Origin of the sequence: Micromonospora parva, from assembly GCF_000718515.1 — a bacterium.
GTDB lineage: Bacteria > Actinomycetota > Actinomycetes > Mycobacteriales > Micromonosporaceae > Micromonospora > Micromonospora parva.
This window is the reverse complement of the sequence record NZ_JNZS01000014.1, coordinates 102021-128786: the sequence shown is the minus strand read 5'-3', so window position 1 is coordinate 128786 and position 26766 is coordinate 102021. Positions and strand designations below refer to the sequence as shown.

22 protein-coding genes and 1 pseudogene are annotated in these 26766 nt (G+C 72.0%); 19 read left to right on the top strand and 4 right to left on the bottom strand.

Annotated features, from left to right (window positions below):
• Position 1 precedes the first annotated feature (1 nt).
• Positions 2–1054, bottom strand: coding sequence for an AAA family ATPase (locus tag IF22_RS0120905; RefSeq protein WP_030334536.1), 1053 nt, complete (start codon positions 1052–1054; stop codon positions 2–4).
• Between the two features lie 404 nt (positions 1055–1458).
• On the opposite strand from IF22_RS0120905, the gene leuS reads away from it, so the two are divergent.
• Positions 1459–4299 carry a leucine--tRNA ligase gene (gene leuS, locus IF22_RS0120900; protein ID WP_030334535.1) on the top strand — a complete coding sequence of 947 codons (2841 nt, stop codon included), beginning with the start codon at positions 1459–1461 and terminating at the stop codon, positions 4297–4299.
• Between the two features lie 159 nt (positions 4300–4458).
• On the opposite strand, the gene IF22_RS0120895 is transcribed toward leuS, so the two are convergent.
• Genes IF22_RS0120895 through IF22_RS0120885 form a run of 3 tightly spaced genes read right to left on the bottom strand, consistent with a single transcriptional unit; the run spans position 4459 to position 7095 of the window.
• On the bottom strand, positions 4459–5142 hold the full coding sequence (locus IF22_RS0120895) for a TVP38/TMEM64 family protein (protein WP_036411969.1): 684 nt from the start codon (positions 5140–5142) through the stop codon (positions 4459–4461).
• A complete protein-coding gene (locus IF22_RS0120890; protein ID WP_030334533.1) occupies positions 5139–5858 on the bottom strand; it encodes a type 1 glutamine amidotransferase in 720 nt (239 codons plus the stop codon). The genes IF22_RS0120895 and IF22_RS0120890 overlap by 4 nt, the downstream gene beginning before the upstream one ends.
• The gene (locus tag IF22_RS0120885; protein WP_030334532.1) at positions 5848–7095 is read right to left on the bottom strand and encodes a MurT ligase domain-containing protein; all 1248 of its coding nucleotides are present in this window, start codon (positions 7093–7095) and stop codon (positions 5848–5850) included. Before IF22_RS0120885 ends, IF22_RS0120890 begins: the two co-directional genes overlap by 11 nt.
• A gap of 355 nt (positions 7096–7450) precedes the next feature.
• Between IF22_RS0120885 and mraZ the strand changes: the two genes are divergently transcribed.
• The 18 genes and pseudogenes from mraZ (at position 7451) to IF22_RS0120795 (ending at position 26759) form a co-directional block, all read left to right on the top strand.
• Entirely contained in the window at positions 7451–7882 is a 432-nt protein-coding gene (gene mraZ / locus IF22_RS0120880; RefSeq protein WP_030334529.1) for a division/cell wall cluster transcriptional repressor MraZ, read from the top strand.
• 206 nt (positions 7883–8088) lie between these two features.
• Positions 8089–9199: pseudogene (gene rsmH / locus IF22_RS33225) on the top strand (16S rRNA (cytosine(1402)-N(4))-methyltransferase RsmH).
• The gene (ftsL, locus tag IF22_RS0120870) at positions 9189–9794 is read left to right on the top strand and encodes a cell division protein FtsL (RefSeq protein WP_030334527.1); all 606 of its coding nucleotides are present in this window, start codon (positions 9189–9191) and stop codon (positions 9792–9794) included. Before rsmH ends, ftsL begins: the two are co-directional and overlap by 11 nt.
• Positions 9795–9797: 3 nt before the next feature.
• Complete coding sequence (locus tag IF22_RS0120865; RefSeq protein ID WP_030334525.1) at positions 9798–12005, top strand: peptidoglycan D,D-transpeptidase FtsI family protein; 2208 nt, start codon at positions 9798–9800, stop codon at positions 12003–12005.
• 52 nt (positions 12006–12057) lie between these two features.
• Entirely contained in the window at positions 12058–13620 is a 1563-nt protein-coding gene (locus IF22_RS0120860; protein ID WP_030334523.1) for a UDP-N-acetylmuramoyl-L-alanyl-D-glutamate--2,6-diaminopimelate ligase, read from the top strand.
• Positions 13617–15014, top strand: coding sequence for a UDP-N-acetylmuramoyl-tripeptide--D-alanyl-D-alanine ligase (locus IF22_RS0120855; RefSeq protein WP_030334521.1), 1398 nt, complete (start codon positions 13617–13619; stop codon positions 15012–15014). The genes IF22_RS0120860 and IF22_RS0120855 overlap by 4 nt, the downstream gene beginning before the upstream one ends.
• On the top strand, positions 15011–16135 hold the full coding sequence (gene mraY / locus IF22_RS0120850) for a phospho-N-acetylmuramoyl-pentapeptide-transferase (protein WP_030334519.1): 1125 nt from the start codon (positions 15011–15013) through the stop codon (positions 16133–16135). The genes IF22_RS0120855 and mraY overlap by 4 nt, the downstream gene beginning before the upstream one ends.
• Before the next feature lie 357 nt (positions 16136–16492).
• Positions 16493–17947, top strand: a complete 1455-nt coding sequence (locus tag IF22_RS0120845) for an FtsW/RodA/SpoVE family cell cycle protein (RefSeq protein WP_030334516.1) — start codon at positions 16493–16495, stop codon at positions 17945–17947.
• Positions 17947–19053 (top strand): undecaprenyldiphospho-muramoylpentapeptide beta-N-acetylglucosaminyltransferase, encoded by a 1107-nt coding sequence (murG, locus tag IF22_RS0120840; RefSeq protein ID WP_030334514.1) that lies wholly within the window; start codon positions 17947–17949, stop codon positions 19051–19053. Before IF22_RS0120845 ends, murG begins: the two co-directional genes overlap by 1 nt.
• On the top strand, positions 19050–20615 hold the full coding sequence (gene murC / locus IF22_RS0120835) for a UDP-N-acetylmuramate--L-alanine ligase (RefSeq protein ID WP_030334512.1): 1566 nt from the start codon (positions 19050–19052) through the stop codon (positions 20613–20615). The genes murG and murC overlap by 4 nt, the downstream gene beginning before the upstream one ends.
• Positions 20612–21430, top strand: coding sequence for a cell division protein FtsQ/DivIB (locus tag IF22_RS0120830; RefSeq protein WP_030334511.1), 819 nt, complete (start codon positions 20612–20614; stop codon positions 21428–21430). The genes murC and IF22_RS0120830 overlap by 4 nt, the downstream gene beginning before the upstream one ends.
• Before the next feature lie 245 nt (positions 21431–21675).
• Positions 21676–22791: a cell division protein FtsZ gene (ftsZ, locus tag IF22_RS0120825; RefSeq protein ID WP_030334509.1), complete on the top strand. Its 1116-nt coding sequence runs from the start codon at positions 21676–21678 to the stop codon at positions 22789–22791.
• 9 nt (positions 22792–22800) lie between these two features.
• The gene (locus IF22_RS0120820; RefSeq protein ID WP_030334507.1) at positions 22801–23544 is read left to right on the top strand and encodes a YggS family pyridoxal phosphate-dependent enzyme; all 744 of its coding nucleotides are present in this window, start codon (positions 22801–22803) and stop codon (positions 23542–23544) included.
• A gap of 191 nt (positions 23545–23735) precedes the next feature.
• Positions 23736–24428 carry a cell division protein SepF gene (locus tag IF22_RS0120815; protein ID WP_030334505.1) on the top strand — a complete coding sequence of 231 codons (693 nt, stop codon included), beginning with the start codon at positions 23736–23738 and terminating at the stop codon, positions 24426–24428.
• A 30-nt stretch (positions 24429–24458) separates the two neighbouring features.
• Entirely contained in the window at positions 24459–24764 is a 306-nt protein-coding gene (locus tag IF22_RS0120810; protein WP_030334503.1) for a YggT family protein, read from the top strand.
• 44 nt (positions 24765–24808) lie between these two features.
• Positions 24809–25618, top strand: coding sequence for a DivIVA domain-containing protein (locus tag IF22_RS0120805; protein WP_036411965.1), 810 nt, complete (start codon positions 24809–24811; stop codon positions 25616–25618).
• Between the two features lie 80 nt (positions 25619–25698).
• Entirely contained in the window at positions 25699–26442 is a 744-nt protein-coding gene (locus tag IF22_RS0120800; protein WP_030334498.1) for a hypothetical protein, read from the top strand.
• A gap of 11 nt (positions 26443–26453) precedes the next feature.
• A complete protein-coding gene (locus IF22_RS0120795; protein WP_051708665.1) occupies positions 26454–26759 on the top strand; it encodes a DUF167 domain-containing protein in 306 nt (101 codons plus the stop codon).
• Positions 26760–26766: the final 7 nt, after the last annotated feature.

Here is a 26766-nt window from a genome sequence, read left to right as displayed (position 1 = left end):
GTCATGGCCTCCGCGGCTCGTAGGGCGCGCGGCCGTTTCCGGTGGCGGGCCGGGTGTCGTACGGGTTGCGCTGCCGGTCGTGGGGGAGCGGCAGGCGGTGCACCAGCTCGGAGACGATGGCGTCGGTGGTGCGTCGGGCGAGCTGCGCGTCGGCGGTCGGGATGATCCGGTGGGCGAGCACCGGCACCGCCAGGGCCTGCAGGTCGTCGGGGAGGACGTAGTCGCGGCCCTCCAGGGCGGCGACCGCGCGGGCGGTGCGCAGCAACTGCAGGGTCGCCCGGGGGGACGCGCCGAGCCGCAGGTCGGGGGCCTCGCGGGTGGCGGTGACCAGGTCGATCGCGTACTGCTTGACCGCGTCCGCGACGTGCACCTGCCGGACGGTGGCGATGAGCTGCCGGACGATGGCCGCGTCGGAGACCGCGCGCAGCTCGTGCAGCGGGTCGGTGGCGCCGTGACCGTCGAGCATGGCCAGCTCGGCGTTGGAGTCCGGGTAACCCATCGCGATGCGGGCGGTGAACCGGTCGCGCTGCGCCTCCGGCAGCGGATAGGTCCCCTCCATCTCGATCGGGTTCTGGGTGGCGATCACCATGAACGGGGTCTGGAGCTGGTACGTCACCCCGTCGACGGTGACCTGCCGCTCCTCCATGCACTCCAGCAACGCCGACTGGGTCTTCGGCGAGGCCCGGTTGATCTCGTCACCGACCACCAGGTTGGCGAACACGGCGCCCGGACGGAACTCGAAGTCGTGCGTCTCCTGGTTGTAGACGCTGACCCCGGTGACGTCGCTGGGCAGCAGGTCGGGGGTGAACTGGATGCGCCGCACCGTGCAGTCGATGGACCGCGCGAGGGCCTTGGCCAGCTTGGTCTTGCCGACACCTGGGACGTCTTCGATCAGGAGGTGACCCTCGGCGAGCAGGACGGCCAGGGCGAGCCGCACGGTGGCGGTCTTACCCTCGATGACCTGCTCGATGTTGGCCACGATGGCCTCGCTGGCGGCGCGGAACTCGTCGTGCGGCAATAGGCCGCCCACCTCGTCCCAGGTCTGTTGTGTCACGGGCCTCCTCCTCGTCGCCGTCACGGCAGCTCTGCACAGAGAGCACCTGGACCCGCCGTTGGGTTCGCGACGCCGAGCCTCGTTTGCCGCAGGAATCTCACTGGTCTCTCAGGCTAACCATGTTTGTCGTTATCGCCGACCCCCGCAGGTAGTCCGTCGGTTACGCACCGATTTTCGCCAGCTCGGGGGAACGGCTTCGAGCCGCCCGGGGGCCGGCAGGACGAACCGTGGGCGAGGTACACTGCGGGGCATGGCCGGAGTCTTCCTGCTTCTTACCGGGCCGTGCTGATGCGCTGAACGCAGCGACAGCACGGCGGCCCCTCCTGCGCGAGGGGCTTTTTTGTGCCCGCCGCCGGCCCGGCCCGGTGGTGCCGAGACGAAGCGAAGCGAAGCGAGGAGAGACGATGAGTGAGGCAGCCGCACCGGCGGGCGACATTCCCCCGTTCCGGTACACCGCGGCCCTGGCCGACGAGATCGAGATCCGTTGGCAGGACACCTGGGCGCGCGAGGGCACCTTCCACGCACCGAACCCGACCGGGCCGCTGGCCGACCCGACCCATCCGCGCGCCGGCGCGGAGAAGCTGTACGTGCTGGACATGTTCCCGTACCCCTCCGGTGCGGGCCTGCACGTCGGCCACCCACTGGGCTACATCGGTACCGACTGCTACGCCCGTTACCAGCGGATGGCCGGGCGCAACGTGCTGCACGCGATGGGCTTCGACGCGTTCGGTCTGCCCGCCGAGCAGTACGCGGTGCAGACCGGCACCCACCCGCGTACCACCACGGTGGCGAACATCGAGCGGTACAAGGCGCAGCTGCGCCGACTGGGTCTGGCGCACGACGAGCGGCGTTCGGTGGCGACGATCGACACCGACTTCTACCGCTGGACGCAGTGGATCTTCCTGCAGATCTTCAACTCCTGGTACGACCGCGACGCCGCGAAGGCCCGGCCCATCGCCGAGCTGATCGCCGAGTTCGAGGGCGGCAACCGGTCCACCCCGGACGGCCGCCCCTGGGCGGAGCTGAGCGTCGCCGAGCGCCGACAGGTCGTCGACGACCACCGGCTGGCGTACGTCTCGGAGGCGCCGGTGAACTGGTGCCCAGGGCTGGGCACCGTGCTGGCCAACGAGGAGGTCACCGCCGACGGTCGCTCCGACCGGGGCAACTTCCCGGTCTTCAAGCGCAACCTGAAGCAGTGGAAGATGCGGATCACCGCGTACGGTGACCGGCTGCTGGACGACCTGGACAGCCTGGACTGGCCCGAGCCGATCAAGCTGATGCAGCGCAACTGGATCGGCCGCTCGCAGGGCGCGCACATCGACTTCGCCACGGCCGGGGCGCCGATCCGGGTGTTCACCACCCGGCCGGACACCATCTTCGGCGCCACCTACATGGTGCTGGCGCCCGAGCACGAGCTGGTCGACACGCTGGCGCCGACCAGCTGGCCGGCGGGCACGCGAGACGCCTGGACCGGCGGGCACGCCGGCCCCCGGGAGGCCGTCGAGGCGTACCGGAAGGCGGCAGCCGCCAAGACCGACGTCGAGCGGCAGTCCGACAGCAAGGAGAAGACCGGCGTCTTCATCGGCGCGTACGCCACCAACCCGGTCACCGGCGGGCAGATCCCGATCTTCATCGCCGACTACGTGCTGGCCGGCTACGGCACCGGCGCGATCATGGCGGTGCCGGCGCAGGACGAGCGGGACTGGGCGTTCGCCGAGGTCTTCGAGCTGCCCATCGTGCGGACCGTGCAGCCGTCGGAGGGCTTCGACGGCAAGGCGTACACCGGTGACGGCCCGGCGATCAACAGCGCCGCGCCCGAGCGCGGCCTGGACCTGGACGGCCTGGGGGTCGCCGACGCCAAGGCGGCGATCATCGCCTGGCTGGAGGCGAACGGACACGGCACCGGCGCGGTGACCTACCGGCTGCGCGACTGGCTGTTCTCCCGGCAGCGCTACTGGGGTGAGCCGTTCCCGATCGTCTACGACGAGACCGGCGCCGCGATCGCCCTGCCGGAGGAGATGCTGCCTGTCGAGCTGCCGGAGGTGGAGGACTTCTCCCCGAAGACGTTCGACCCGGACGACGCGGCCTCCAACCCGGAGACCCCGCTGTCGCGTCGCCGCGACTGGGTCGAGGTGGAGCTGGACCTGGGCGACGGGCCGAAGCGCTACACCCGCGAGACCAACGTGATGCCGCAGTGGGCCGGCTCCTGCTGGTACGAGCTGCGCTACCTGGACCCGAGCAACTCCGACCGGTTCGTGGACGCGGAGAACGAGCGCTACTGGATGGGTCCGCGCGGCGAGGGCGACTGCGGGGGCACCGACCTGTACGTCGGCGGCGCCGAGCACGCCGTGCTGCACCTGCTGTACGCGCGCTTCTGGCACAAGGTCCTGTTCGACCTGGGGCACGTGTCGTCGTTCGAGCCGTTCCGCAAGCTGTTCAACCAGGGCATGATCCAGGCGTACGCGTACACCGACTCGCGCGGCAGCTACGTGCAGGCCGAGGAGGTCTTCGAGCGCGACGGCGCCTACTACCTGGGCGACCTGGCGGTGAACCGCGAGTACGGCAAGATGGGCAAGTCGCTGAAGAACGTGGTGACCCCCGACGAGATGTGCGCGGCCTACGGCGCTGACACCTTCCGGGTGTACGAGATGTCGATGGGCCCGCTGGAGGTGTCCCGCCCCTGGGAGACCCGGGCGGTGGTCGGCTCGTACCGGTTCCTGCAGCGGGTCTGGCGGGCCGTTGTCGACGAGCAGACCGGTGCCCTGCGGATCACCGAGGACCCGGCCGACGAGGCGACCCGCCGGCTGCTGCACAAGGTCATCGACGGGGTCCGTGGCGACATGGACGGCATCCGGTTCAACACCGCCATCGCCAAGCTGATCCAGCTGACCAACGGGCTGACCGGGCTGTCGGCGACGCCCCGCGAGGTCGCCGAGCCGCTGGTGCTGATGGTGGCGCCGTTCGCCCCGCACCTGGCCGAGGAGTTGTGGCGCAAGCTGGGCCATGACACCTCGCTGACGTACGCGGACTTCCCGAGCGCCGACCCGGCGTTGCTGGTGGCCGACACGGTGACCTACCCGGTGCAGGTCAACGGCAAGGTTCGTGGCCGCATCGAGGTCGCCGCCGACGCCGCCGAGGAGACCGTCCGCGCGGCGGCCCTGGACGCGGTGGCCGCGACCCTGGGCGGCAAGGAACCCCGCAAGGTCATCGTGGTCAAGGGCCGCATGGTCTCCGTGGTCGCCTGACCCGCACCCGTCCCCGCCCCGCGTCGCCCTGCCCGCGTCGCCCCGGCATCGTCGCCCCGGCCTCGTCGATCTTGCACTTTCGGATGTCGTTTCGCCCGTCGCAGCACGGTTTGTCGGGACAGAAACTGCAAGATCGGCGGGGCTGGGGGTGGGGCGGGGTCAGGGTTGGGTGGCGCGGCGGCGGCGTTCGGCGCGCCACCACTGGTGGATGAGCACCAGGCTGGCGATCAGGCCCAGGCTGGCCGGGGCGGCGGCGTACCAGTTGACCTCGCCCGGGGAGCTGACCGCCGCACCGATCGCCGCGTAGCCGAAGGCTGTCGGCGCGGACGCGATCACGCTGCCGGCCAGGAACGGCAGCACCCGGGCGCCGGTCGTGCCGTAGCCGTAGCTGACCAGCCCGAAGCCGGCGATCGGCAGCAGCCGGACGGTGACCACCCCGAGCACGCTCTGCCGGGCGAACCAGCGGTCGAGGCGGGCCAGTCGACCGCGGACCCGTTCGGCGACGAACTCCCGACCGAGCAACCGGCCGACGGTGAACCCGATCGCCGCGGCCAGCAGCGCGGCGCCCAGTGCGTACCCGGCACCCTCCAGGGGGCCGAAGATCGCGCCCGCGGCGAGCGTGATGAAGGTCCGGGGCACCAGCGCCACCAGCAGCAGCGCGCCCCCGAGGATCGCCGCCACCGGGGCCAGGTCGCCCAGCCGGTCGGCGACCAGCGGCAGCTGCTCCGGATCCGGGTGGGGCACCAGCAGCAGCAGTAACCCGCAGGCGCCGATCAGCAGCACGAGCAGGGCGAACCGGACGGCCGACGGCTGCCGGAGCAGCCGCCGGACGGCGCGGATCATGCCCGGGCGGCGGCCACCGCGGAGCGGCGCTCGTTGCGGAGCCGGTCCGACCAGGTGTCGTCCAACGGCGGGAGCTGGTGCGCCCCGGTGGCCCAGCGCAGCAACAGGTCGGCCAGGGCCGGGTTGCGAGCCAGCGCCGGGCCGTGCGAGTAGGTGCCCAGGAGCTTGCCGCGCCACGCGCCCTCGGTGGCGCCGTCGTTGCCCACCCCGGCGGTGACCCGGGCCAACGGCGAGACCTCCGGACCGAGGTGGGTGCGACCGCCGTGGTTCTCGAAGCCGGTGAGCGGGGGCAGGCCCAGCCGGGGGTCGATCTCGCCGGCCAGCTCGCCCACGGCCCGGGTCTCACCCCGGTCGGACTGCAGGTCGAGCAGCTCCAGCCCGCGGCACTGCACGCCCTTGGCGAAAAACGACGTGCCGAGCAGTTGGTAGCCGGCGCAGACGCCGAACACGACCGAGCCCTGGGCGACAGCGCGGTGCAGGCCGCCGTCGGCGAGCAGCCGCTGGGCGCCCAGCGCCTGCGGGCCGTCCTCGCCGCCGCCGACCAGGTAGATGTCGGCGGTCGCGGGCAGCCGCTCATCCGAGCGGACCTCCAGCACCTCGACCGGCATCCCGCGCTGACGGGCCCGACGGGCGAGGATCAGGGCGTTGCCCCGGTCTCCGTAGGTGGAGAGCAGGTCGGGGTAGATCCAGACGATGCGCAGACTCTCAGATGACACGGTCCAACTCCGCTCGGATGTCCTGGAACGCGGTGTAGTTCGCGATGACCTCCAGCCGCCCGGGCGGGACCGCCCGGAGCGCGTCGTCGAACGTCCGGACGTGCTGGAACGGGACGTCGTTGACGTCCAGCCGCACCGCCAGGTCGTACGCCCGGTCGCCGGTGATCAGCACCTGCCGGCCCCGGAGCGGGGCGAAGTCGACGTCGTAGAGCCAGGAGGTGTCCATGCCGTCGGGGTCGCGCGCGTTGATGGAGAGCAGGGTCGGCGCTTCGTCGGCCATGTCGAACGCCTCCAGCCAGCTGGCCGGGTTCTTGGCCAGCAGCAGCCGGATGTTGCGCCCGTCCTTGTCGACCTGCGCGTAGCGGCCGGCGACCGAGGTGACGATGCCGAGGCGGGACACCGCGTCGACCGGGCGGACGCCGAACTCGGCCGCCACCGCCAGCGCCGTCGCCGCGTTGCCGAGGTTGACCTTGCCGGGCAGCTGGAGGGAGACCTTGTGCCAGGCGCCGCTGGGGTCGAGCACGCCCTCGTCCTCGACGACCCAGTGCGGCTCCGGTCGCCGTAGCGGGCAGCCGGTGCACCACCACTGCTCGCCGGAGCGCTGGATCGTCGAGCCGCACTCCGGGCAGACCCAGGAGTCGTCGTGCCAGCGCTGGCCGGCGCTGAACCACGTCACGTGCGGCGGCTTGATGCCCCGGGCGGGGTCGCCGGGCGGGGTGGCGGCCCACACCACCAGCGGGTCGTCGGCGTTGGCCACCACCCGTACGTCGGTGTGCCGGACCAGCGCCGCGCGCCAGAGCTGCGCCATCATGGCGACCTCCTTGGCGCGGTCGAGCTGGTCGCGGGAGAGGTTCAGCAGCGCGACCACGTGTGGCTCGGTCGCCTCCAGCACCTGGGCCAGATAGTGCTCGTCGACCTCCAGCACCGCGTACGGGGTGCTGCCGGCCTTGGCCAGCGCCGAGGTGTGCCCGCTAGGCATGTTGGCGCCGAACGAGTTGGTGGCGACCCGGCCGAGCACGCCGACCGCGGCGGAGGTCAACCGGGTGGTGGTGGTCTTGCCGTTGGTGCCGGAGACGAGCGCGATCGCGCGCCCGGCCGACAGGTGGGCCAGCAGGTCCGGGTCGATCTTCAGGCCGATCCACCCGCCGATCACCGAACCGTCGCCACGGCCAGCCGCCCGGGAGAGCGCCGCGGCGGTCCGTGACACGGAGCTGGCCACCTTGGCCCGTAGGGGCATTTTCGCGTCCGTCACGCGAGCGAGGTTACCGGACCGCTGGCCCCACCAGATCGCCGCCGACGGTGAACCGTTCGGCCGTGGTGGCTGCGCGGGCGGCCGGGTCGGCGTCCCCCGGACGGAGTCGATCTATGTCGGAAAGCGGACCACGCCGAGGGGCGGCCGGCGCCCTCCACTCCGCTCCACCCCTCGTGACGTGCGGTTTTGCCCCCGAGTAAGGCGCGCCGCGCGGGTGAATTTGGTTGCGGGTGGAGGGAAGTGGAGTAGAGTGGGGACCAATGGTGAGGCCGGGAGGGCTCACCGGCCCGGGGGGTCAGCGGCGCCGCGAACGCCGCTCAAGGGCGAGGGGGTTGGGCCGATGTTTCTCGGCACCCACACTCCGCGCCTGGACGAAAAGGGCCGGTTGATCCTTCCGGCGAAGTTCCGGGATGAGCTGGCGGGGGGTGTCGTGGTCACCAAAGGGCAGGAGCGCTGCCTCTACGTCTTCCCGACTCCTGAGTTCCAGCGGATCGCGGAGCAGTTGCGCGCACAGCCGATGACACACAAGGCGGCCCGGGCCTACAGCCGGGTCTTCTTCGCCAGTGCGCACGACGAGGTTCCGGACAAGCAGGGTCGGGTGACCATTCCGGCCCACCTGCGCGCCTACGCCGCACTCAACCGCGAGCTGGTGGTGATCGGCGCGAGCACGCGGGTGGAGATCTGGGACAAGGTCGCCTGGGAGACCTACCTCGCCGAGAGCGAAGACGACTTCGCCGACATCGAGGAGGGGGTGCTGCCCGGCGGTCTGTAGGGCGGTAACGGCGCCCGACGTACTGCGAGATCTCCAGCCGCTTTCGAGTTCCTGGCATCACTTCCCCGGTGCCAGGCGCACGATCCAGTCACTGGGCGACGGTCCGGTGTCAGGCGGGAGCGGATGGGGATCTGGCGGTACGACGGCAGCGCCGTCCGACGACAGGCGCACGACAAGAACGGACGTTTCAACCAGTGGGGGTCAACATGGGGGAGTTGCGCGGCACGCACGTGCCGGTGCTGCTCGAGCGGTGCCTCGAGCTGCTGGCCCCCGCGCTGGGTCGAGGCGGCCGGACGGTCTACGTCGACGCGACGCTCGGCCTGGCCGGGCACGCGGAGGCGGTGCTCGAGGCGCATCCGGAGACGGTCCTGATCGGGCTCGACCGGGACACCGAGGCGCTCGCTCACGCGCGGGTCCGGTTGGCCCGGTTCGCCGATCGGGTGCACCTGGAGCACGCCGTCTACGACGAGTTGCCGGACGTGCTGGAGCGGCTGGGCTATCCGGCCATCGACGGCATCCTGTTCGACCTGGGTGTCTCGTCGTTGCAGTTGGACGCGCCCGACCGCGGGTTCGCGTACGCCCAGGACGCGCCGCTGGACATGCGGATGGACCAGACCCGGGGGGTGACCGCCGAGGAGGTGGTCAACACGTACGCGCATCCGGATCTGGCCCGGGTGCTGCGGGTCTACGGCGAGGAGAAGTTCGCCGGTCGGATCGCCTCGGCGATCATCCGGCAGCGGGAGCGGGCCCGGATCACCTCGTCCGCGCTGCTGGCGGAGCTGGTTCGGGACTCCATTCCGGCGCCAGCCCGACGAACGGGCGGTCACCCGGCAAAGAGAACGTTTCAGGCTTTACGGATCGAGGTAAACAGAGAGCTGGCAGCGCTGGAGACAGCGTTGCCATCCGCACTCGACGCACTGACCGTGGGCGGTCGCATGGTGGTCCTGTCCTACCACTCGCTGGAGGACAGGCTCACCAAGGCGGCCCTCACGGACCGGGTCCGCAGTAAGGGCCCGATTGACCTCCCGGTCGAGCTTCCCGGGTCCGGTCCGACGTTCCGGCTGCTCAGCCGGGGCGCCGAACTGCCCGGGGAGGCGGAGGTCGCCGCGAACCCGCGGGCCGCCTCGGTGCGGCTGCGGGCCGCGGAGCGACTCGACCCGAACGCGACAGAGCTTGGGCGGACCGACCGCGAACGGTCCCGCCGACGGGTGAAGGGAATGCACCAACCGGGCACGGGGTCCGCCTGATCCGTGGGGGGTCAGGGGCACCGGGACGGCTAGAGGGACGGATGTTGAGGGGGAGGGACATGAGCATTGACAAGCGCGACCGCCGGGACGTCACCGGCGGCGGGCAGCGCGCACCGCGGTCGGGGGGCCGGATCGCGGCGGAGCGGGCTCCACGCCTCGGAAACGGTACGCCACGCATCGATCGAGTGAACCGGCAGGGGGAGACTCGCGCCCGGGGGGCGCGCGAGTTCCCGACTCAGGGCACCGCCGCGCTGCGTCCGGTCGAGAAGGCCGGCAGTGCGACCGTCGCCCGCCCGCCCCGGTTGCGGGTGGCGCCGCCGCCGCCGATCTCGGTGCCGCGTGCGCCGTTCGCGGCGCTGATCGTGGTGCTGGTGGTCGGCGGGGTGCTGGGCATCCTGGCGGTCAACACCAAGATCAATGAGAACGCGTTCCGGTTGGAGCGGTTGCAGCAGCAGCAGGCTCGACTGGACCTGGAGAAGCAGCAGCTGGACAAGCAGATCGCCGAGGCCGAGGCGCCGGGCAACCTGACCGCCGAGGCGCGGCGGCTGGGTCTGGTCGACGCCGGCGAGCCCGGCTACATCCGGCTGCCGGACGGCAAGACCCTCGAGGTGCCGCAGCCGGCCAACGGCCAGCCGTCGGTGACCAGCCAGGGTGCGGGAGGCTGACCGGTGCCACCAAGGTCGGACGAGCCGCGCCGGGACCCTACGGGGTCCCGGCGCGGTTCTGCACGTGATGCCAAGCCCGTCGACGGCGAGCCGCGCACCGGCGAGCCGGGCATCGGGGGCATCTCCGGCGCGCGCGCGTACACCCCGAGGGGTCGCACGGTCCGCGAGGAGCGCGGCACGCCGACCCGTGGCCAGGGTGCCGAGCAGCGGCGTACGCCGCGCAGCACCCGCTCCGGTGACCCGTTCCGGCCGGCGTTGCAGGTGCTCGACGGCGGCCGGGCCGCCGCCCGTTCCGGCCGGCGCGACGCTCCGGCCGCCGGACGCGGTGGGGTGGTGCGGACCGTCGTGCCGCGTACCCCACGGGGTCCCGGTGGGGACGAGCCGCCGCCGCGTCGCCGCACCACGCCACGCGCGCCGCGTCGCACCGACCGACCGGCGGCCCGGCGGCCGTCCCGCAAGCCGCGACGCCCACCGAAGCTCGCCGACTCGCGGCTGCGGCTGCGGCTGGGCACCGTGCTCGCGCTGACCCTGTTCGCCGTCATCGGGATCCGGTTGATCTTCCTCCAGGCGGTCGACGCCCCGGCCTACGCCGGGGGCGGCGTCACCGACCGGACCCGCACCGTCGAGCTGCCGGCGCCGCGCGGCGCGATCTACGACAGCACCGGCGCGCCGCTGGCCCGCAGCGTCGAGGCGCGGTACGTGTACGCCGACCCGACCAAGGTCGAAGACTCCGCCGGCACCGCGAAGGCGCTCTCGCCGCTGCTCGGCATCCCGGTGTCGAAGCTGATGGAGCTGATGAGGCCGCGCAAGCTGGAGAACGGCATCGCGTCCACGTTCGCCTACCTGGCGCGGGGTGTGGAGATCCCGACCGCCAAGCGGGTGCAGGCGCTGGAGCTGCCCGGTATCGGGGTGCACCGCGACGAACGTCGCGACGTGCCCGGCGGTGACCTGGCGGCCAACCTGATCGGCTTCACCAGCCAGGACATGGACGGCCTGGAAGGGCTGGAGGCCCGCTACGACGACGTGCTCGCCGGGCAGGACGGCAAGCGGGTGTACGAGGCCGGCCTCGGCGACCTCGGAGCGCCGATCCCGGGCGGCTACAGCCGGACCACTCCCGCCAAGCCGGGCAGCTCCCTGAGCCTCACCATCGTCCGTGACCTGCAGTTCCGCACCCAGCAGATCCTCAGCGCGGGCATGGCCAAGGTGCCGGGCGGCACCGGCGCCGCCGTGATCATGGAGATTCCCTCCGGCGCGGTGCTGGCCCAGGCCAGCAACCCCACCTACGACGCGGCGAAGCCGCTCCCCAGCGACCCGGTCGCCCGGGAGGACGCCGCGACCAGCTTCGTGGTCGACCCGGGCTCGGTGCACAAGGCGATCACCTACGGCGCGGCGCTGCAGGAGGGGGTGATCACCCCGGACACCACGTTCCCCGTCGCCAACGCCATCAAGATGGGCGACACCTGGTTCCCCGACACGCACCCGGCCGACGGCAAGCGGATGAGCATCCCGGGCATGCTCGCCTACTCGTCCAACGTCGGCGCCATCACTGTCGCCGACCGGCTCGGCCGGGACCGGCTGATCGACTACCAGAAGCGGTTCGGGCTGGGTAAGCCCACCGGTGAGGGGATGCCCGGGGAGGCCAGCGGGCGCCTGTTGCCGGCCGATGAGTGGAGCGGGTCGTCGTACGGGTCGGTGCCGATCGGGCACAGCGTCGACGCCACGCCGCTGCAGATGACCGCCGCGTACGCCGCCATCGCCAACAACGGCACGTACGTGCAGCCGCACCTGGTCAAGGAGGTGATCGGCCCGGACGGCAAGCGCACCCCCGCGCCGGCCCCGGTGACCCGCTCGGTGCTCAGCCCACAGAACGCGGCGGCCCTGCGCACCATGCTGGAGGCGGTCACCACCGTCGACCGCGCCACCGGTCTGACCGCCGCCGTCCCCGGTTACCGGGTCGCCGGCAAGACCGGAACCGGGTGGCGGCTGGTGAACGGCAAGAAGCAGCCCGGTGAGGTGTCCTCCTTCATCGGGATGGCTCCCGCCGAGAACCCCCGGTACGTGATCTCGGTCTTCGTGTACGCACCCAACAACGGGGGCGCGGCGGTCGCCGGGCCGGCGTTCCGGGACATGATGCAGTTCACTCTGCGTCACTACCGGGTGCCACCTTCCGCCGCCGGATCCGCGCCCAAGTTTGTGGTCTATCCGCGCTGAGCAGCAATGGCGGGACATCATCGGTGAGTGCCGACGAACCACCGGGGCGGCTGTGCGGCCGGAACCGGACGACCGGGTAGGGTCTGACGCCGTGCCCGGCAATCCACGTCCACGTACCGTGACCGGAGTTCGGCTCGGTGATCTCGCCATCCGGCTCGCCGTCGACCTCCCGGCGGACGCCGCCGCGGTGGTCGTCACCGGGGTCACCCACGCCAGCCAGGAGGTCCGCTCCGGCGACCTGTACGCGGCGCTGCCCGGTGCCCGCCGGCACGGTGCGGAGTTCGCCACCGGTGCCGCCGAGGCGGGTGCCGTGGCGGTGCTGACCGACCCGGCGGGCGCGGAGCTGGCGGCGCAGAGTGGTCTGCCCGCCCTGGTGGTGCCCGACCCGCGCGCCGTGCTCGGCGAACTGGCCTCGGCCGTGTACGGCGATCCGACCGCCGGTCTCACCGTGATCGGGGTGACCGGCACCGCCGGCAAGACGTCCACCGCGTACCTGATCGAGTCGGGGCTGCGGGCCGCCGGGCACACCACCGGGCTGGTCGGCACGGTGGAGACCCGGCTCGGTGACCTGGTGATCGACAGTGTGCGCACCACCCCCGAGGCGACCGACCTGCACGCCATGCTGGCCACCGCGCGCGAGCGTGGGGTCACCGCCGTGGTCATGGAGGTCTCCAGCCACGCCCTGGCCATGGGCCGGGTGGGCGGGGTGCGGTTCGCTGTCGGGGGCTACACCAACTTCGGCTCGGACCACCTGGACTTCCACGCCGACAGCGACGACTACTTCGCCGCGAAGGCCCAGCTCTTCGACGGGCGCTGCGCCGTCGAGGTGCTCAACCACGACGACCCGGCGTTGAAGCCGCTGCTCAAGCCGGGCACCGTCACCTATTCGGCGGCCGGTGACCAGGGTGCGACCTGGTGGGCCGACGGGGTGGGCGGCGAGGGGTACGCACAGCGGTTCACCGCGCACGGCCCGGACGGGGTGGCCCTCTCCGCCGGTGTCGCGCTGCCCGGTCGACACAACGTGGCCAACGCGCTGCTGGCCATCGCCGCGCTGGTCGGCGCCGGGGTCGACCCGGTGACCGCCGCGGCCGGTGTGGCCGCCTGCGGTGGCGTCCCGGGCCGGCTGGAGCTTGTCGACGTGGCCGCGCCGGTGCGCGGGGTGGTCGACTACGCCCACAAGTCGGACGCGATAGTGGCCGCACTGGCCGCGTTGCGCGAGTTGAGCGCCGGCCGGCTGATCTGTGTGATCGGCGCCGGCGGGGACCGGGACCGGGGCAAGCGGCCGGTGATGGGTGCCGCCGCGGCGGAGGGAGCCGACGTGGTGCTGGTGACCGACGACAATCCGCGTACCGAGGACCCGGGGGAGATCCGCGCCGAGGTGCTCGCCGGGGCGTACCGGGCCGGCACGTCCGCCCGGATCATCGAGGTGGCGGGCCGCCGTGCCGCGATCGACGAGGCGGTCCGGCTGGCCGAGCCGGGCGACGTGATCGCGCTGCTCGGCAAGGGACACGAGCGTGGCCAGGAGGTGGCGGGCGAGGTGTTTCCGTTCGACGACAGCACCGAGTTGGCCGAGGCCCTGCGGGCCCGCTTCGGGGACCTGGCGGGCCAGCGGTGATCGCGCTGAGCCTGGCCGAGGTGGCCGCCGCTGTCGACGGTCGGCTGGTGTCCGCCGACCCGGACGTCACCGTCACCGGTTCGGTGGAGTTCGACTCGCGCAAGGTGGGCCCCGGTTCGCTCTTCGTGGCCTTCCCGGGGGAGAAGGTCGACGGGCACGACTACGCTCAGACGGCGATCCAGGCCGGCGCGGTGGCGGTGCTCGGCAGCCGCGAGGTGCCCGGGGTGCCGATGGTGCTCGTCGACGACGCCCTGACCGCGATGGGTCGACTGGCCCGCGCCGCGGTGGACCGGCTGCCCGGGCTGACCGTGATCGGCGTGACCGGTTCGTCCGGCAAGACCACCACGAAGGACCTGATCGGTCAGCTGACCGCCCGGCTCGGGGCCACCGTGGCACCGCCCGGCTCGTTCAACAACGAGCTGGGCCACCCGTACACCGCGCTGCAGGCCGACCGGGACACCCGCTACCTGGTGATGGAGAAGGGCGCGCGCGGGGTCGGGCACGTGCGGTACCTGTGCGAGCTGGTGCCGCCCCAGATCTCCGTGGTGCTCAACGTCGGCACCTCGCACATCGGTGAGTTCGGCTCGCAGGACGCCATCGCGCAGGCCAAGGGCGAGCTGGTCGAGGCGCTGCCGCCGGACGGGCTGGCCGTGCTCAACGCCGACGACCCCAGGGTCGACGCGATGGCGGGCCGTACGCGGGCCCGGGTGGTCCGCTACGGCGAGGCGCCCGACGCCGACGTGCGCGCCGAGGACGTCACGCTCGACGAGCGGGGGCACCCGTCGTACACCCTGGTCACGCCGGAGGGACGCGCGCCGGTGCGGCTTCGGTTGGCCGGCCGTCACCAGGTCGGGAACACGCTCGCGGCGGCGGCGGTCGCCCGGGAGCTGGGTATGCCGCTGGCCGAGCTGGCCACGGCCCTGGGCGAGCTGGGGTTGGTCTCGACCCGCCGGATGGACGTCTTCGACCGTCCCGACGGGGTGACCGTGATCGACGACTCGTACAACGCCAACCCGGCCTCGATGGCGGTGGCGGTGCGGGCTCTGGCCAGCATGGGTCAGGGGCGGCGTACCGTCGCGGTGCTTGGTTACATGGCCGAGCTGGGCCCGTTCGAGTACGACGGCCACGCCGAGGTCGGCCGACTCGCGGCCGAGCTGGGTGTCGACCGGCTGCTCGTGGTGGGTGAGCCGGCTGCGCCGATCCACGAAGGCGCGACAGCGGTAGCGAACTGGGGAGGAGAGTCGGTGCTGCTCACCGATCAGGCGGCGGCCGTCGAGGTGCTGCGGAACGAGCTACGACCGGGTGACGTCGTCCTGGTCAAGGGTTCCCGGTACCGGACCTGGGAGGTGGCCGACGCCCTGCGCGCCGACGCCGACGGGGAGTCGATTCGATGAGGGCGGTCATCGTCGCCATCGGGGTGGCCTTCCTCGTCTCGCTCTTCTGCACCCCGATCGCGATCAAGGTGTTCACCCGGCTCAAGGCCGGTCAGCCGATCCGGTCCGACGGCCCCGCCATGCACCAGGGCAAGAAGGGCACGCCCACGATGGGCGGCGTGGTCTTCATCCTGGCCACGGTGATCGCGTACGTGGCCGGGCACCTCGCCCTGACCACCCTGCCGGACCAGCAGATCGCCCAGGTGGAGCCGACCATCACCGCCCTGGTGCTGCTGGGTCTGATGGTCTTCTCCGGCGCTGTGGGTTTCCTCGACGACTTCCTCAAGGTGCGCAAGCGCAACAGTGCCGGGCTGAACAAGCGCGGCAAGTTGCTCGGGCAGATCCTGGTCGGTGCGGTCTTCGGGGTGATCGCGCTGTGGTTCCCGAGCACGATGACCAACGGTTCGGGTCTGGCGACCAACACCGAGACGGTGGGCAGCACCACGCTGAGCTTCATCCGGGACATCGACTTCCTGGAGGTCAGCAAGGTCGGCGCGGTGATCATCTTCATCTTCGTGGTGATGGCGGCGACGAACGGCGTCAACCTCACCGACGGTCTGGACGGTCTGGCCACCGGCGCGTCGGTGATGGTGCTCGCCGCGTACGCGCTGATCGCGTTCTGGCAGTACCGGCACTGGTGCGCCGACCCGAACTACACCCAGCCGTACTGCTACGAGGTCCGCGACCCGTTGGAGATCGCGCTGATCGCCGGGGCGGCGGCCGGGGCCTGTGTGGGCTTCCTGTGGTGGAACACCTCTCCGGCCCGGATCTTCATGGGTGACACGGGGGCGCTCGGGCTGGGCGGTCTGATCGCCGGCATGGCGATGTCCACCCGCACCATCCTGCTGCTGCCGATCATCGGCGGACTCTTCGTGATCATCACGATGTCCGTGGTGATCCAGATCATCTCCTTCAAGACCACCGGTAAACGGGTGTTCCGGATGTCTCCTCTGCAGCACCACTTCGAGTTGGCCGGCTGGAGTGAGGTCAACATCGTGGTGCGCTTCTGGATCATCGCCGGCATCGGCGTGGCCATCGCCCTGGGCCTGTTCTACAGCGAGTTCCTCGCCAACATGACCTGACCCGCCCCCGCCCCCGCCCACCCTCTCACCCGTCGATCTTGCAGTTTCGGTTGACGAAACGTCCTTTCACGGGTGTTTTGTCGGCACAGAAAGTGCAAGATCGACGTGGGTGGGCGGTGTCGTGGGAGTGCGGTGGGGCGGGTTCGACACGCCCGGTGGGGCGTTGTGGGGCGGTGGGGCGTGTTCAGCGGTGATGATGTCGGGGTGGGGGAGGAAATCGGCACCGGGGATGGGACTGTCGGACGGCCGCGACGGTCGCCGAGCGCGGCGCGTACACCGGTGACCGCCGGGGCGCGCGGCCCGGAGCCCGGCGCGGCGGCCCGGGAGTCCGGGCCGGCGGGACGCGAGCCGGAGGCCGTGGCGGCCACCCCGCTGCGCGGCATCGACGCGGCCGGTGGCCTCGCCGCGCTGCGCGGCCTGCTGGACCGACCGCTGACCTCCTACTACCTGCTGCTGTCCTGCGCCGGCTTGCTGCTGCTGATCGGGCTGACCATGGTCTTCTCGGCGACCAGCGTCAAGGACTACGCCGAGGACGGCAACGCCTCGGCCTCGGTGACCAAGCAGGCCATCTTCGCGGTGATCGGCATCGGCGCCTTCTGGATCTGCCAGCGCCTGCCGGCCAGCACCTACCGGTCGCTGGGCCGGCCGCTGCTGTTCACCTCGATCGGGTTGTTGCTGCTGCTGAACCTGCTGCTCGCCTACGCCCGGCTGACCCGGCAGGAGTCAGGGCAGATCGGCCCGGTCGAGGCACGGCTGAACTGGCTGTTCATCGGCGGGATCCAGCTGCAGCCGTCCGAGCTGGCCAAGTTCGCGATGGTGCTCTGGGGCGCGCACCTGGTCGCCCGCAAGGGCGCCGCGCTGGGCTGGTGGCGCGAACTGGCGACCCCGCTGTTCCCGATCGTGGGCCTGCTCTTCGTCCTGGTCGGTTACAACGACACGGGCACGATGCTCTGCCTGCTGGCCCTGGTCGTCGGCCTGCTCTGGGCCGCGGGGGTGCGGATGCGGGTGTTCGGCGCCCTGGCGGCGGCCGGTCTGGTCGGGATCGGCCTGCTCGTCGCGGTGGCCTCGCTGGGCGCCGGCTCCGGCGAGCGCGGCGCGGACAACTACCGGCTCGCGCGGCTGGACATGTTCTTCAACCCACCGGACCCGGAGACCTGCAAACTCAACGACTGCCTGCAGTTCTACCAGGGGCGGCTGGCCATCGAGCACGGCGGCTGGTTCGGTGTCGGGCTGGGCAAGGGCAGCCTGAAGTGGGACTGGCTGCCCGAGGCGCACAACGACTTCATCTTCGCGATCATCGCCGAGGAGCTGGGCGTGATCGGCTGCACCGTGGTGCTCAGCCTGTTCGCGGTCCTCGCGTACACCGGGTTCCGGATCGCCCGACGGGTCGACGACCCGTTCCGCCGGCTCGCCGCCACGGCCGTGACCACCTGGCTGGTCAGCCAGGCCGTGATCAATATCGGTGGGGTGGTCGGGCTGCTGCCGATCACCGGCCTGCCGCTGCCGTTCATCTCCGACGGCGGAAGTGCCCTGGTGGTGACGTTGGCCGGCATCGGCATGCTGGCGTCCTTCGCCCGCGCCGAACCCGATGCGGCCAGAGCACTGCATGCCCGTCCGCCGGCCCGGTGGGTCCGACTACTCTGGGCCCCGTTGCCGCCGCTTCCCGGCCGGCGTCGCCGGCCGGCGTCGCCGCCCGCTGGCCGAGGGTCAGTGCCCCGGTCCCGCGAGCGGCGCCACGACGACCAGGCCGTGCCGCGCGGGGTCCGCCAGGACCGCAACCGCAGGGGTACGGCGAGCGAGAGGAGACGCTGATGGGTCCGCTGCGTTCGGTGGTGCTCGCGGGAGGTGGCACCGGGGGGCACGTCTACCCGCTGCTCGCCTTCGCCGACTGCCTGCGCCGACACGACCCGGGCGTCCGGATCACCTGCCTCGGCACACCCCGGGGCATGGAGAACGACCTGATCCCGCCGCAGGGCTACGACCTGCGGCAGATCCCGGCGTACCAGCTGCCCCGGTCGGTCAACATGAACCTGGTCCGTACCCCGGGCCGGATGTGGACGGCGGCCCGCGCGGCGGGCAAGGTGATCGACGAGGTGCGCGCCGAGGTGGTCGTCGGCTTCGGCGGGTACGTCTCGGTGCCCGCCTACCTGGCCGCGTGGCGTCGTGAGCTGCCCATGGTGATCCACGAGGTGAACGTGCCACCGGGCGTGGCCAACCGGCTGGGCATGAAGTTCACCAAGAACGTCGCCGTCGGCTTCCCGAACCAGCCGAGCCAGGCCGAGTCGTTGCGGGACGCCACAGTGGTCGGGGTGCCGCTGCGCCGCGCCATCACCGGTCTGGACCGGTACGCGCTGCGCAACGCCGCCCGCGCCCACTTCGGGCTCCGCCCGGACCTGCCGGTGCTCTTCGTCTCCGGCGGCTCGTCCGGCGCCCGCTCGATCAACCTGGCGGTCTCCGGCGCGGCCAAGGAACTGGCCCGCAACGGCGTGCAGGTGCTGCACGTGATGGGTGCCCGCAACGAGCCGGTGCCGATCCCCACCGACCTGCCGGTGCCGTACGTGACGCTGCCGTACCTGTCGGAGATGGAGCTGGGCTACGCCGCCGCCGACCTGATGCTGGCCCGGGGCGGGGCGATGACCGTCGCCGAGGTGGCCGCGATCGGGCTGCCCACGATCTACGTGCCGTACCCGCACAGCAACCAGGAGCAGCGGCGCAACGCGCTGCCGGTGGTGGAGGCCGGCGGAGGGCTGCTGGTCGACGACGCGGAGCTCACCCCGGACTGGCTGGAGCGCACCGTCATCCCGCTCATCCGTGACCCGCAGCGGCTGTACACGATGGGTGCCGCCGCAGCGTCGTACGGCCGGCGCGACGGCGACGAGGCCCTGCGTTCCTTCGTGCTGGCGGCGGTGGCCCGGTGACCGCGCAGTTCACCCCGGCCGGCACGCTCACCGCCGAGGACCTGGGCGCCGTCCACCTGATCGGGGTGGGTGGGGTGGGCATGCTCGGCGTGGCCCGGCTGCTGCTCACCCGGGGCATCCGGGTCTCCGGCAGCGACCTGCGGGAGTGGCCGTCGCTGGCGGGCCTGCGGGCGCTCGGCGGCACCATCCACCTCAGCCACGAGGCCAGCAACCTCGACGGGGTCGACACCGTCGTCTACTCGTCGGCGATTCCCCAGGACCACCTGGAGCTGGTCGAGGCGCGTCGGCGCGGCCTGCGGGTGCTGCACCGCTCGGAGGCGCTCGCGGCGGCGATGACCGGCCGTCGCGCCGTGGCCGTCGCCGGCACGCACGGCAAGACCACCACCACCTCGATGGTGACGATGGTGCTCCAGCAGGCCGGGGTGGACCCGTCCTTCGTGATCGGCGGGGAGATCTCCGAGGTCGGCTCGGGCGCGCACCACGGCACCGGCGAGCATTTCGTGGTCGAGGCGGACGAGAGCGACCGCTCGTTCCTCATCTACCGCCCGTACGTCTCGATCATCACGAACATCGAGGCGGACCACCTGAACACCTACGGTGACTACGCGACGCTGGAGGCGGCGTTCGTGGAGTTCGCCCGTCTCACCGACCCGAACGGTTTCATCATCACCTGCGCCGACGATCCGGGCGGTCGACGGCTGGCCGAGAGCCTGCGGTCCGAGGGGCGGCGGGTGTTCACCTACGGCGAGGCGGACGACGCCGACCTGCGGTTGACCGAGATGGTCTCCTCCGCCCGGGGGGTGCGCTACCTGGCCGCCATCGACGGACGGTCGCTGGGCGAGTTCCGGCTGCCGGTGCCGGGACGGCACATGGGGCTGAACAGCGCCGCCGCGGTGCTGACCGCGTACCTGCTGGAGTTGCCGCTGGAGGCGGCGGAGGCCGCGCTGGCGGTCTTCCCCGGCGTGCGTCGGCGCTTCGAGCGCAAGGGTGTCGCGGACGGCGTGCTGGTCTACGACGAGTACGCGTACCACCCGACGTCGATGACGTTGGCGATGCAGACGCTGCGCGAGGTCGCCGGGGACGGCCGGCTGATCGTGGTCTTCCAGCCGTACCGGCTGTACCGCACCCGCGACAACCAGGCGGAGATCGCCGCGGCGTTGGCCATCGCCGACGAGGTGGTGCTGTTGGAGGTCTTCGGGCCGGGTGAGTTGCGTCAGCCCGGCGAGGGCTCGGCGGCGCTGATCGCGGCGGTGGAGCTGCCCGCCGACCGCAAGGTCTTCGTGGAGTCGTGGGAGCAGGCCCCGGTCGAGGTGGCCCGTCGGGCCCGTTCGGGGGACGTGGTGGTCACCATGGGCGCCCCGCCGATCTCGCTGATGGGCGACGAGCTGCTGGCCGCACTGGGTGAGCGTACGGCCGGCTCGGCATCCACCGCGACCGTCGACCCGGTGGCCACCTCCCCGGCGATCGGTGATCCGGTACCGGGTGGGGCCACGTCCGGTGGCGACGGTGCGGCTCTCGGTGGCACCGCCGTGCCCGGCGGCTCGGCGCCGACGGCCGGATGAGTCCCGGCCCGGCCCGGGGGCGGACCAGCGCCGCCGACGGCGGCGCCCCGCGCCGAGGTCCGGCCCGGCGGTGGCAGCTGGTCCGGGCGGGCCGCGACGCGGTGCCGCCGTCGACCCGCCGGTTCATGGCGCGTGCCCGGCAGCGTCGCATGCGTGCGGCGCTGCCGTGGGCGGTGGCCGCCGGGGTGCTCGCCCTGGCCGGGCTGGTCGCCTGGACGGTGCTCGGCACCGGGCTGTTCGGCGTGCGTGAGGTGCGGGTGGAGGGTGCGAAGCTGGCCACTCCGGTGCAGGTGCACGACGCGGTCGGCGTTCCGGACGGGGTGCCGTTGGCCCGGGTGGACCTGGCCGCCGCGGCCCGACGGGTCGGCGCGCTGCCGGTGGTGGAGCGGGCCACGGTGTCCCGGGACTGGCCCGACGCGCTGGTGGTGCGGGTGACCGAGCGGACCGCGGTGGCGGTGGTGCCGCAGGGGGAGGCGTTCGCCATGATCGACGGGAGTGGGGTGGCGTTCCGGACTGTGGAGCGACGCCCGGCCGGCCTGCCGCAGGTGACGGTGGCCCGGCCGGCCGCCGACGACCCGGGCACCCGGGCCGGGCTGGAGGTGCTCGTCGCGCTGACGCCGCAGCTGCGCACGGAGCTGGTGGACGTGAACGTGGAGGGGCTGGCCCGGATCAGCCTGCGGTTGCGGGGGGACCGGACGGTGATCTGGGGGGACGCGACGCGGGGCACTGACAAGGCCCGGGTGGCCACCGCGCTGCTCGACGAGGACACCGACCGGATCGACGTGAGTGCGCCGGATGTGGTGACCTTCCGTTGACCGGTGAGCGTGCGGGGAGGTGACCCGTCGCGCTCCGCTCGGCGACACGCCGCCCGGGTCCTTGGCTCATCGGGCGGTGGCGCTTACGTTGCCCCGAAGAGGATCAGTGGTTGACATAACTGTAAGCCTCTAGTAGAGGGTTAGGGTTCACCCCTGATCCTCGCTGGTGACAGCTGTTGTCGGCCGCTGGGCTGGCCACGCCGTACCCGGTCGGCCGAAGCCAATCTCGAAGGAAAGGACCGGAGATGACACCTCCGCACAACTACCTGGCGGTCATCAAGGTCGTCGGCATCGGGGGTGGCGGCGTCAACGCCGTCAACCGGATGATCGAGGTTGGGCTCAAGGGCGTCGAGTTCATCGCGATCAACACCGACGCGCAGGCGCTGCTGATGAGCGACGCCGACGTCAAGCTCGACGTCGGGCGCGAGCTGACCCGTGGCCTGGGGGCCGGGGCCAACCCGGACGTCGGCAAGAACGCCGCCGAGGACCACCGCGACGAGATCGAGGAAGTGCTCAAGGGCGCCGACATGGTCTTCGTGACCTGCGGCGAGGGCGGCGGCACCGGCACCGGCGGCGCGCCGGTGGTGGCCAACATCGCCCGCAAGCTCGGCGCGCTGACCATCGGCGTGGTGACCCGGCCGTTCTCCTTCGAGGGCAAGCGCCGCCAGGTGCAGGCCGAGTCGGGAATAGACGAACTCCGCAACCAGTGCGACACGCTGATCGTCATCCCGAACGACCGGCTGCTGGCCCTGGGTGACCGCAACATCAGCATGATGGACGCGTTCCGCACGGCCGACCAGGTGCTGCTCTCGGGTGTGCAGGGCATCACCGACCTGATCACCACCCCGGGTCTGATCAACCTGGACTTCGCCGACGTCAAGAGCGTGATGAGCGGCGCCGGCAGCGCGTTGATGGGCATCGGCAGCGCCCGTGGCGAGAACCGCGCGGTCGAGGCGGCCGAGGCGGCCATCTCCAGCCCGCTGCTGGAGCAGAGCATGGACGGCGCGCGGGGCGTGCTGCTCTCCATCGCCGGCGGGTCCGACCTGGGCCTGTTCGAGATCAACGATGCCGCCCAGTTGGTCACCGACGCGGCCCACCCGGACGCCAACATCATCTTCGGCGCGGTCATCGACGACGCGCTCGGTGACGAGGTGCGGGTGACGGTCATCGCGGCGGGCTTCGACGGCGGCACGCCCGCGTACAAGGCGGCCGAGCCGACCCGCAAGAGCAACACCAACCAGCCGGCACCGCAGAGCACCCCGGTGCCAGCGCCGGCCACCAACCCGGCTCCGGCCCAGTCGCCGCGTCGCGTGCTCTTCGACGACGTGGACGTTCCCGACTTCCTCAAGAACGGGTCCTGAGCACCGCCGATGACCGACAGCTCAGCCACGGTACGACCGGATCGGCGCGCCGAACTCGCGGCCGGTCTCGCACAGGTTCGGTCCCGGATCGATGACGCCTGCGCGCAGGCCGGCCGGGACCGCGCCGAGGTCACGATGATCGCGGTGACGAAGACCTACCCGGCCAGCGACGTGGTGGCGCTGGCCGGGCTCGGGGTGACCGACATGGGGGAGAACCGCGACCAGGAGGCGGCCGGTAAGGCCGCCGAGGTGGCTGCCGCCGGGGTGCGTCCCCGCTGGCACTTCATCGGCCAGTTGCAGCGCAACAAGGCCCGCTCGGTGGTCCGTTACGCCGACGTGGTGCACTCCGTCGACAGTGTCCGGCTGGCCCGGGCGTTGGCCACCGCGACCGTCGAACGGCAGGCGCCGCTCGACGCCCTGGTTCAGGTGAGCATCGACGGCGACGCGGCCCGGGGCGGGGCACTGCCCGGCTCGGCGGATCCGGGCGCCGGGTTGGAGCCGGTGGCCGAGGCGGTGGCCGAGGCGCCCGGGCTGCGTCTGGTCGGTCTCATGGCGGTCGCCCCGCTGGGGTGGGAGCCGGAGCGGGCATTCGCCCGGCTCGCCGAGGTCGCCGACGCCTTTCGGGTCGTCCATCCGGGAGCGACCGCGTTGTCCGCCGGAATGAGCGGAGATTTCGACATCGCGATCCGTTACGGCGCGACACATGTCCGCGTCGGTAGCGCGTTGCTCGGAATGCGTCCCACGCTGCGGTAGCCTGACCGCGAGACAAGCAAATTACATCAGTGTTGTTTCAGGGGCGGGCGTCTCCTAGTCGGGGGTCGTGGCGCGCGACGCGAATCGCGCGCCGGGGGATTGCCGTTCCGGTCCGATGGGCATGGTTGTCCACTCGCGACGGGCGACATGGCACGGGGGCGCGTGCCGCACGGCGGACGGAAGGGCGCGGGATGGGTGCACTGCGCAAGGCGGGGGTCTGGCTCGGTCTGGTCGAAGAAGACGACGAGCGGGCCTACGACGACGGTGGCTACGACAAGGGTGGCTACCGCGACTCGCGTTACCGGCAGAGCCGGTACGCCGAGGAGTTCGCCGACGACGACGAGGACGACGCCGAGGAGCCGCCGGCTCCGCGGCCGCGCGACAGCGGGCGGGGCCGACTCTCCGAGCGGTCGAGCGGGCGGTTGAGCGAGTCCGAGCGCGGTGACGGTGAGCGTCCGGAGCGGATCGAGCGGTCCAGCGTACGGTCGATTACCCGGTCGTCGGCGGGTGAGACCTCCGGCGCGCTGACCTATCACACCCGGGACAACCTGGCTCTCGCGCCGCAGGTCACGGCGCGCGAGCGGGCCCTGCCCGAGGAAGAGCAGCGGTACCAGATCACGACGCTGCACCCCACCACGTACCGCGAGGCGCGCACCATCGGCGAGCACTTCCGCGACGGCGTCCCGGTGATCATCAATCTCACCGAGATGGATGAGGCCGATGCCCGCCGTCTGGTGGACTTCGCCGCCGGGCTGGCGTTCGGCCTGCGCGGTACGATCGAGCGCGTGACCAATCGGGTGTTCCTGCTCTCACCGGCTAACGTCCAGGTCACCGCTGAGGACAAAGCCAAGATCGCTGAGGGCGGCTTTTTCAGTCTGAGTTGACCCCGCCCGACCCGAGGGACGTCGCTGACCGTGTTGTCGATCTTACTGCAAGTGCTGTACCTGATCCTTTATGTCTTCCTGCTCCTTCTTCTGTCCCGGTTCGTGTTGAGCGCCGTCCTGCAGTACGGCCGTCGCTGGCAACCGGGGCGTGGAGCATCGGCAGGATTGGAATCCGTGTGGAGCGTCACTGATCCCCCTCTCAACGCGTTGAGGCGTGTGATCCCTCCGCTGCGAATTGGTACCGTGAGCATCGACCTGGCCTCCCTTGTGCTCCTGGTTATCCTGTTCGTGCTGATGGAGTTCGTGTTAGGGCCGTCGATCAGGGCATCTGCCTGATGACCGACGCGCTTTCGCGGCCGCAACTGACCCGAGGAGTTTCGATGCCGCTGACCCCGGCCGACGTCCACAACGTCGCCTTCAAAAAGCCGCCGATCGGCAAACGGGGGTATGACGAGGAGGAGGTCGACGCCTTCCTGGATGAGGTCGAGCGCGAGCTCGCCCGTCTCATCGAGGAGAACAACGAGCTGCGCGCCCAGGTGGAGCGCGGCGGCCGTGGCGGTGCCCCCGCCGGCCCCGGCGGCGACGCCCGACTGGCGGCGGAGCTCAACGACGTCAAGGCCCAGCTGGACCGGGTGCAGCGCGACAAGTCGGCGGCCGAGCAGGCTGCCCGCGCGATGCAGGCCGAGCTGGAGCAGGTCCGCGCGACCGGCGGCCCGGCCGGCGGCGTCACCGGTGACGGTGAGCAGCAGGCCCTGCGCGTGCTGATGATGGCCCAGCGCACCGCTGACGACCACGTGTCCGACGCGCGCCGCGAGGCCGACCAGCTGCTGTCCGAGGCTCGCAGCAAGGCCGAGGAGGTGACCCGGGAGGCGCGCGCGAAGGCTGACGCCCTTGAGCGGGACGCCCGCCAGCGGCACCAGGAGGCCATGGGCGGCCTGGACGCCAAGCGCACGGCCCTGCAGAAGCACATCGAGGAGCTCAAGCAGTTCGAGCGCGAGTACCGCACCCGGCTCAAGGCGTACCTGGAGAGCCAGCTGCGTGACCTCGACGGTCGTGGCCAGGGCCTCGAGGCCGAGATGACCCGCTCCGAAGCCGGCCGAGTCGCCGGCGGCAACGGGCTGGCCGCAGCGGGCCTCGCTGGTTCGTACGGCGGCGGCGGGCGCTCCGGCGCCCTCGAAGCCGGACGCTGAGCACCGGCCGGCGATCGCTGTCCGCCAATGGTGACGGTCGCCGGCCCGGCCTGGACGGTTCGACGCGGCGGGGGTGAGCCGTGATAGTCGCAAGTCTGCTGCTCATCCTCGTCGCGGTGGTGCTACTGGTGCTCGGCCTGGCCGGTGGCTCCAGCTTCTTGTTGGTCATCTCCATCGCGGCCAGTCTGCTGGCCGCCGTGGCGTTGGTGGTGGGCGCTCGCCAGGCAGCCGCCAACCGCGCCATGGTGGATCCCGGCCGGACCGACCGGCGGCACCCCGACGCACCCCGCACGGCCAGCCAGGCCACGCCGGATGTCGCGTACGGGCCGCCGCTGGTCGAGCCGGAGGTGCCGGTCCAGCACGTGCCCACGACGTTTGGTACCGGCGGCACCGGGTGGCGGCAACCACCCGGGCCGCCGGTCGACCACGTCCCACCGATCGACGAGGCGTCGCCGTACGACCCGCCGCGCGTCGACGAGGCGTCGCCGGTCGTGGCCGACGAGGTGTCCTCGCGGGCCCGGCCCGTCAGTCCGGCGTCGCCGACGGTGGCCTCGACCGACGACGGGTTCGACGGCGCGGTCACGGCGGTCGACGAGCCGGCCGCCCAGCAGATCACTACCGCCGAGGCGGCCCGGGTGGCCCGACTGCACGACGCCGTCGAGGTCGTCGACGGCCGCCCCCGCTACCACCTCGCCACCTGCCCCCACCTGGTTGGCTGGCAGCCCGAGACGTTGCCGGTCGCCGAGGCCGTGGAGCTCGGCTTCACGCCGTGCGCGCACTGCGCGCCGGCGACCGCTCTCCTCGCCGACGTCCGGCCGATCTGAAGCGGCGCCCGGTGCCCGCGCAGGACACGCTCACCGTGGCGGTGCGGGTGAAGCCCGGCGCCTCCCGGGACCGGGTGGGTGGCCGCTTCGACGGCCCGCACGGCCCCGCCCTCGTGATCGCGGTCCACGATCCGGCCGTGGAGGGTAGGGCCACCGAGGCGGCCCGGCGGGCGTTGGCCGGCGCGCTGGGCGTCCGGCGGGCCGCGGTGTCACTGCGCTCCGGCGCGGCCAGCCGGGACAAACTCTTCATCGTCGATCGGCCCGGCCCGGAGCTGCCCGAGGTGCTGCGCCGCCTGCGCGACGGATCCGCCGAGTGAGGACAGC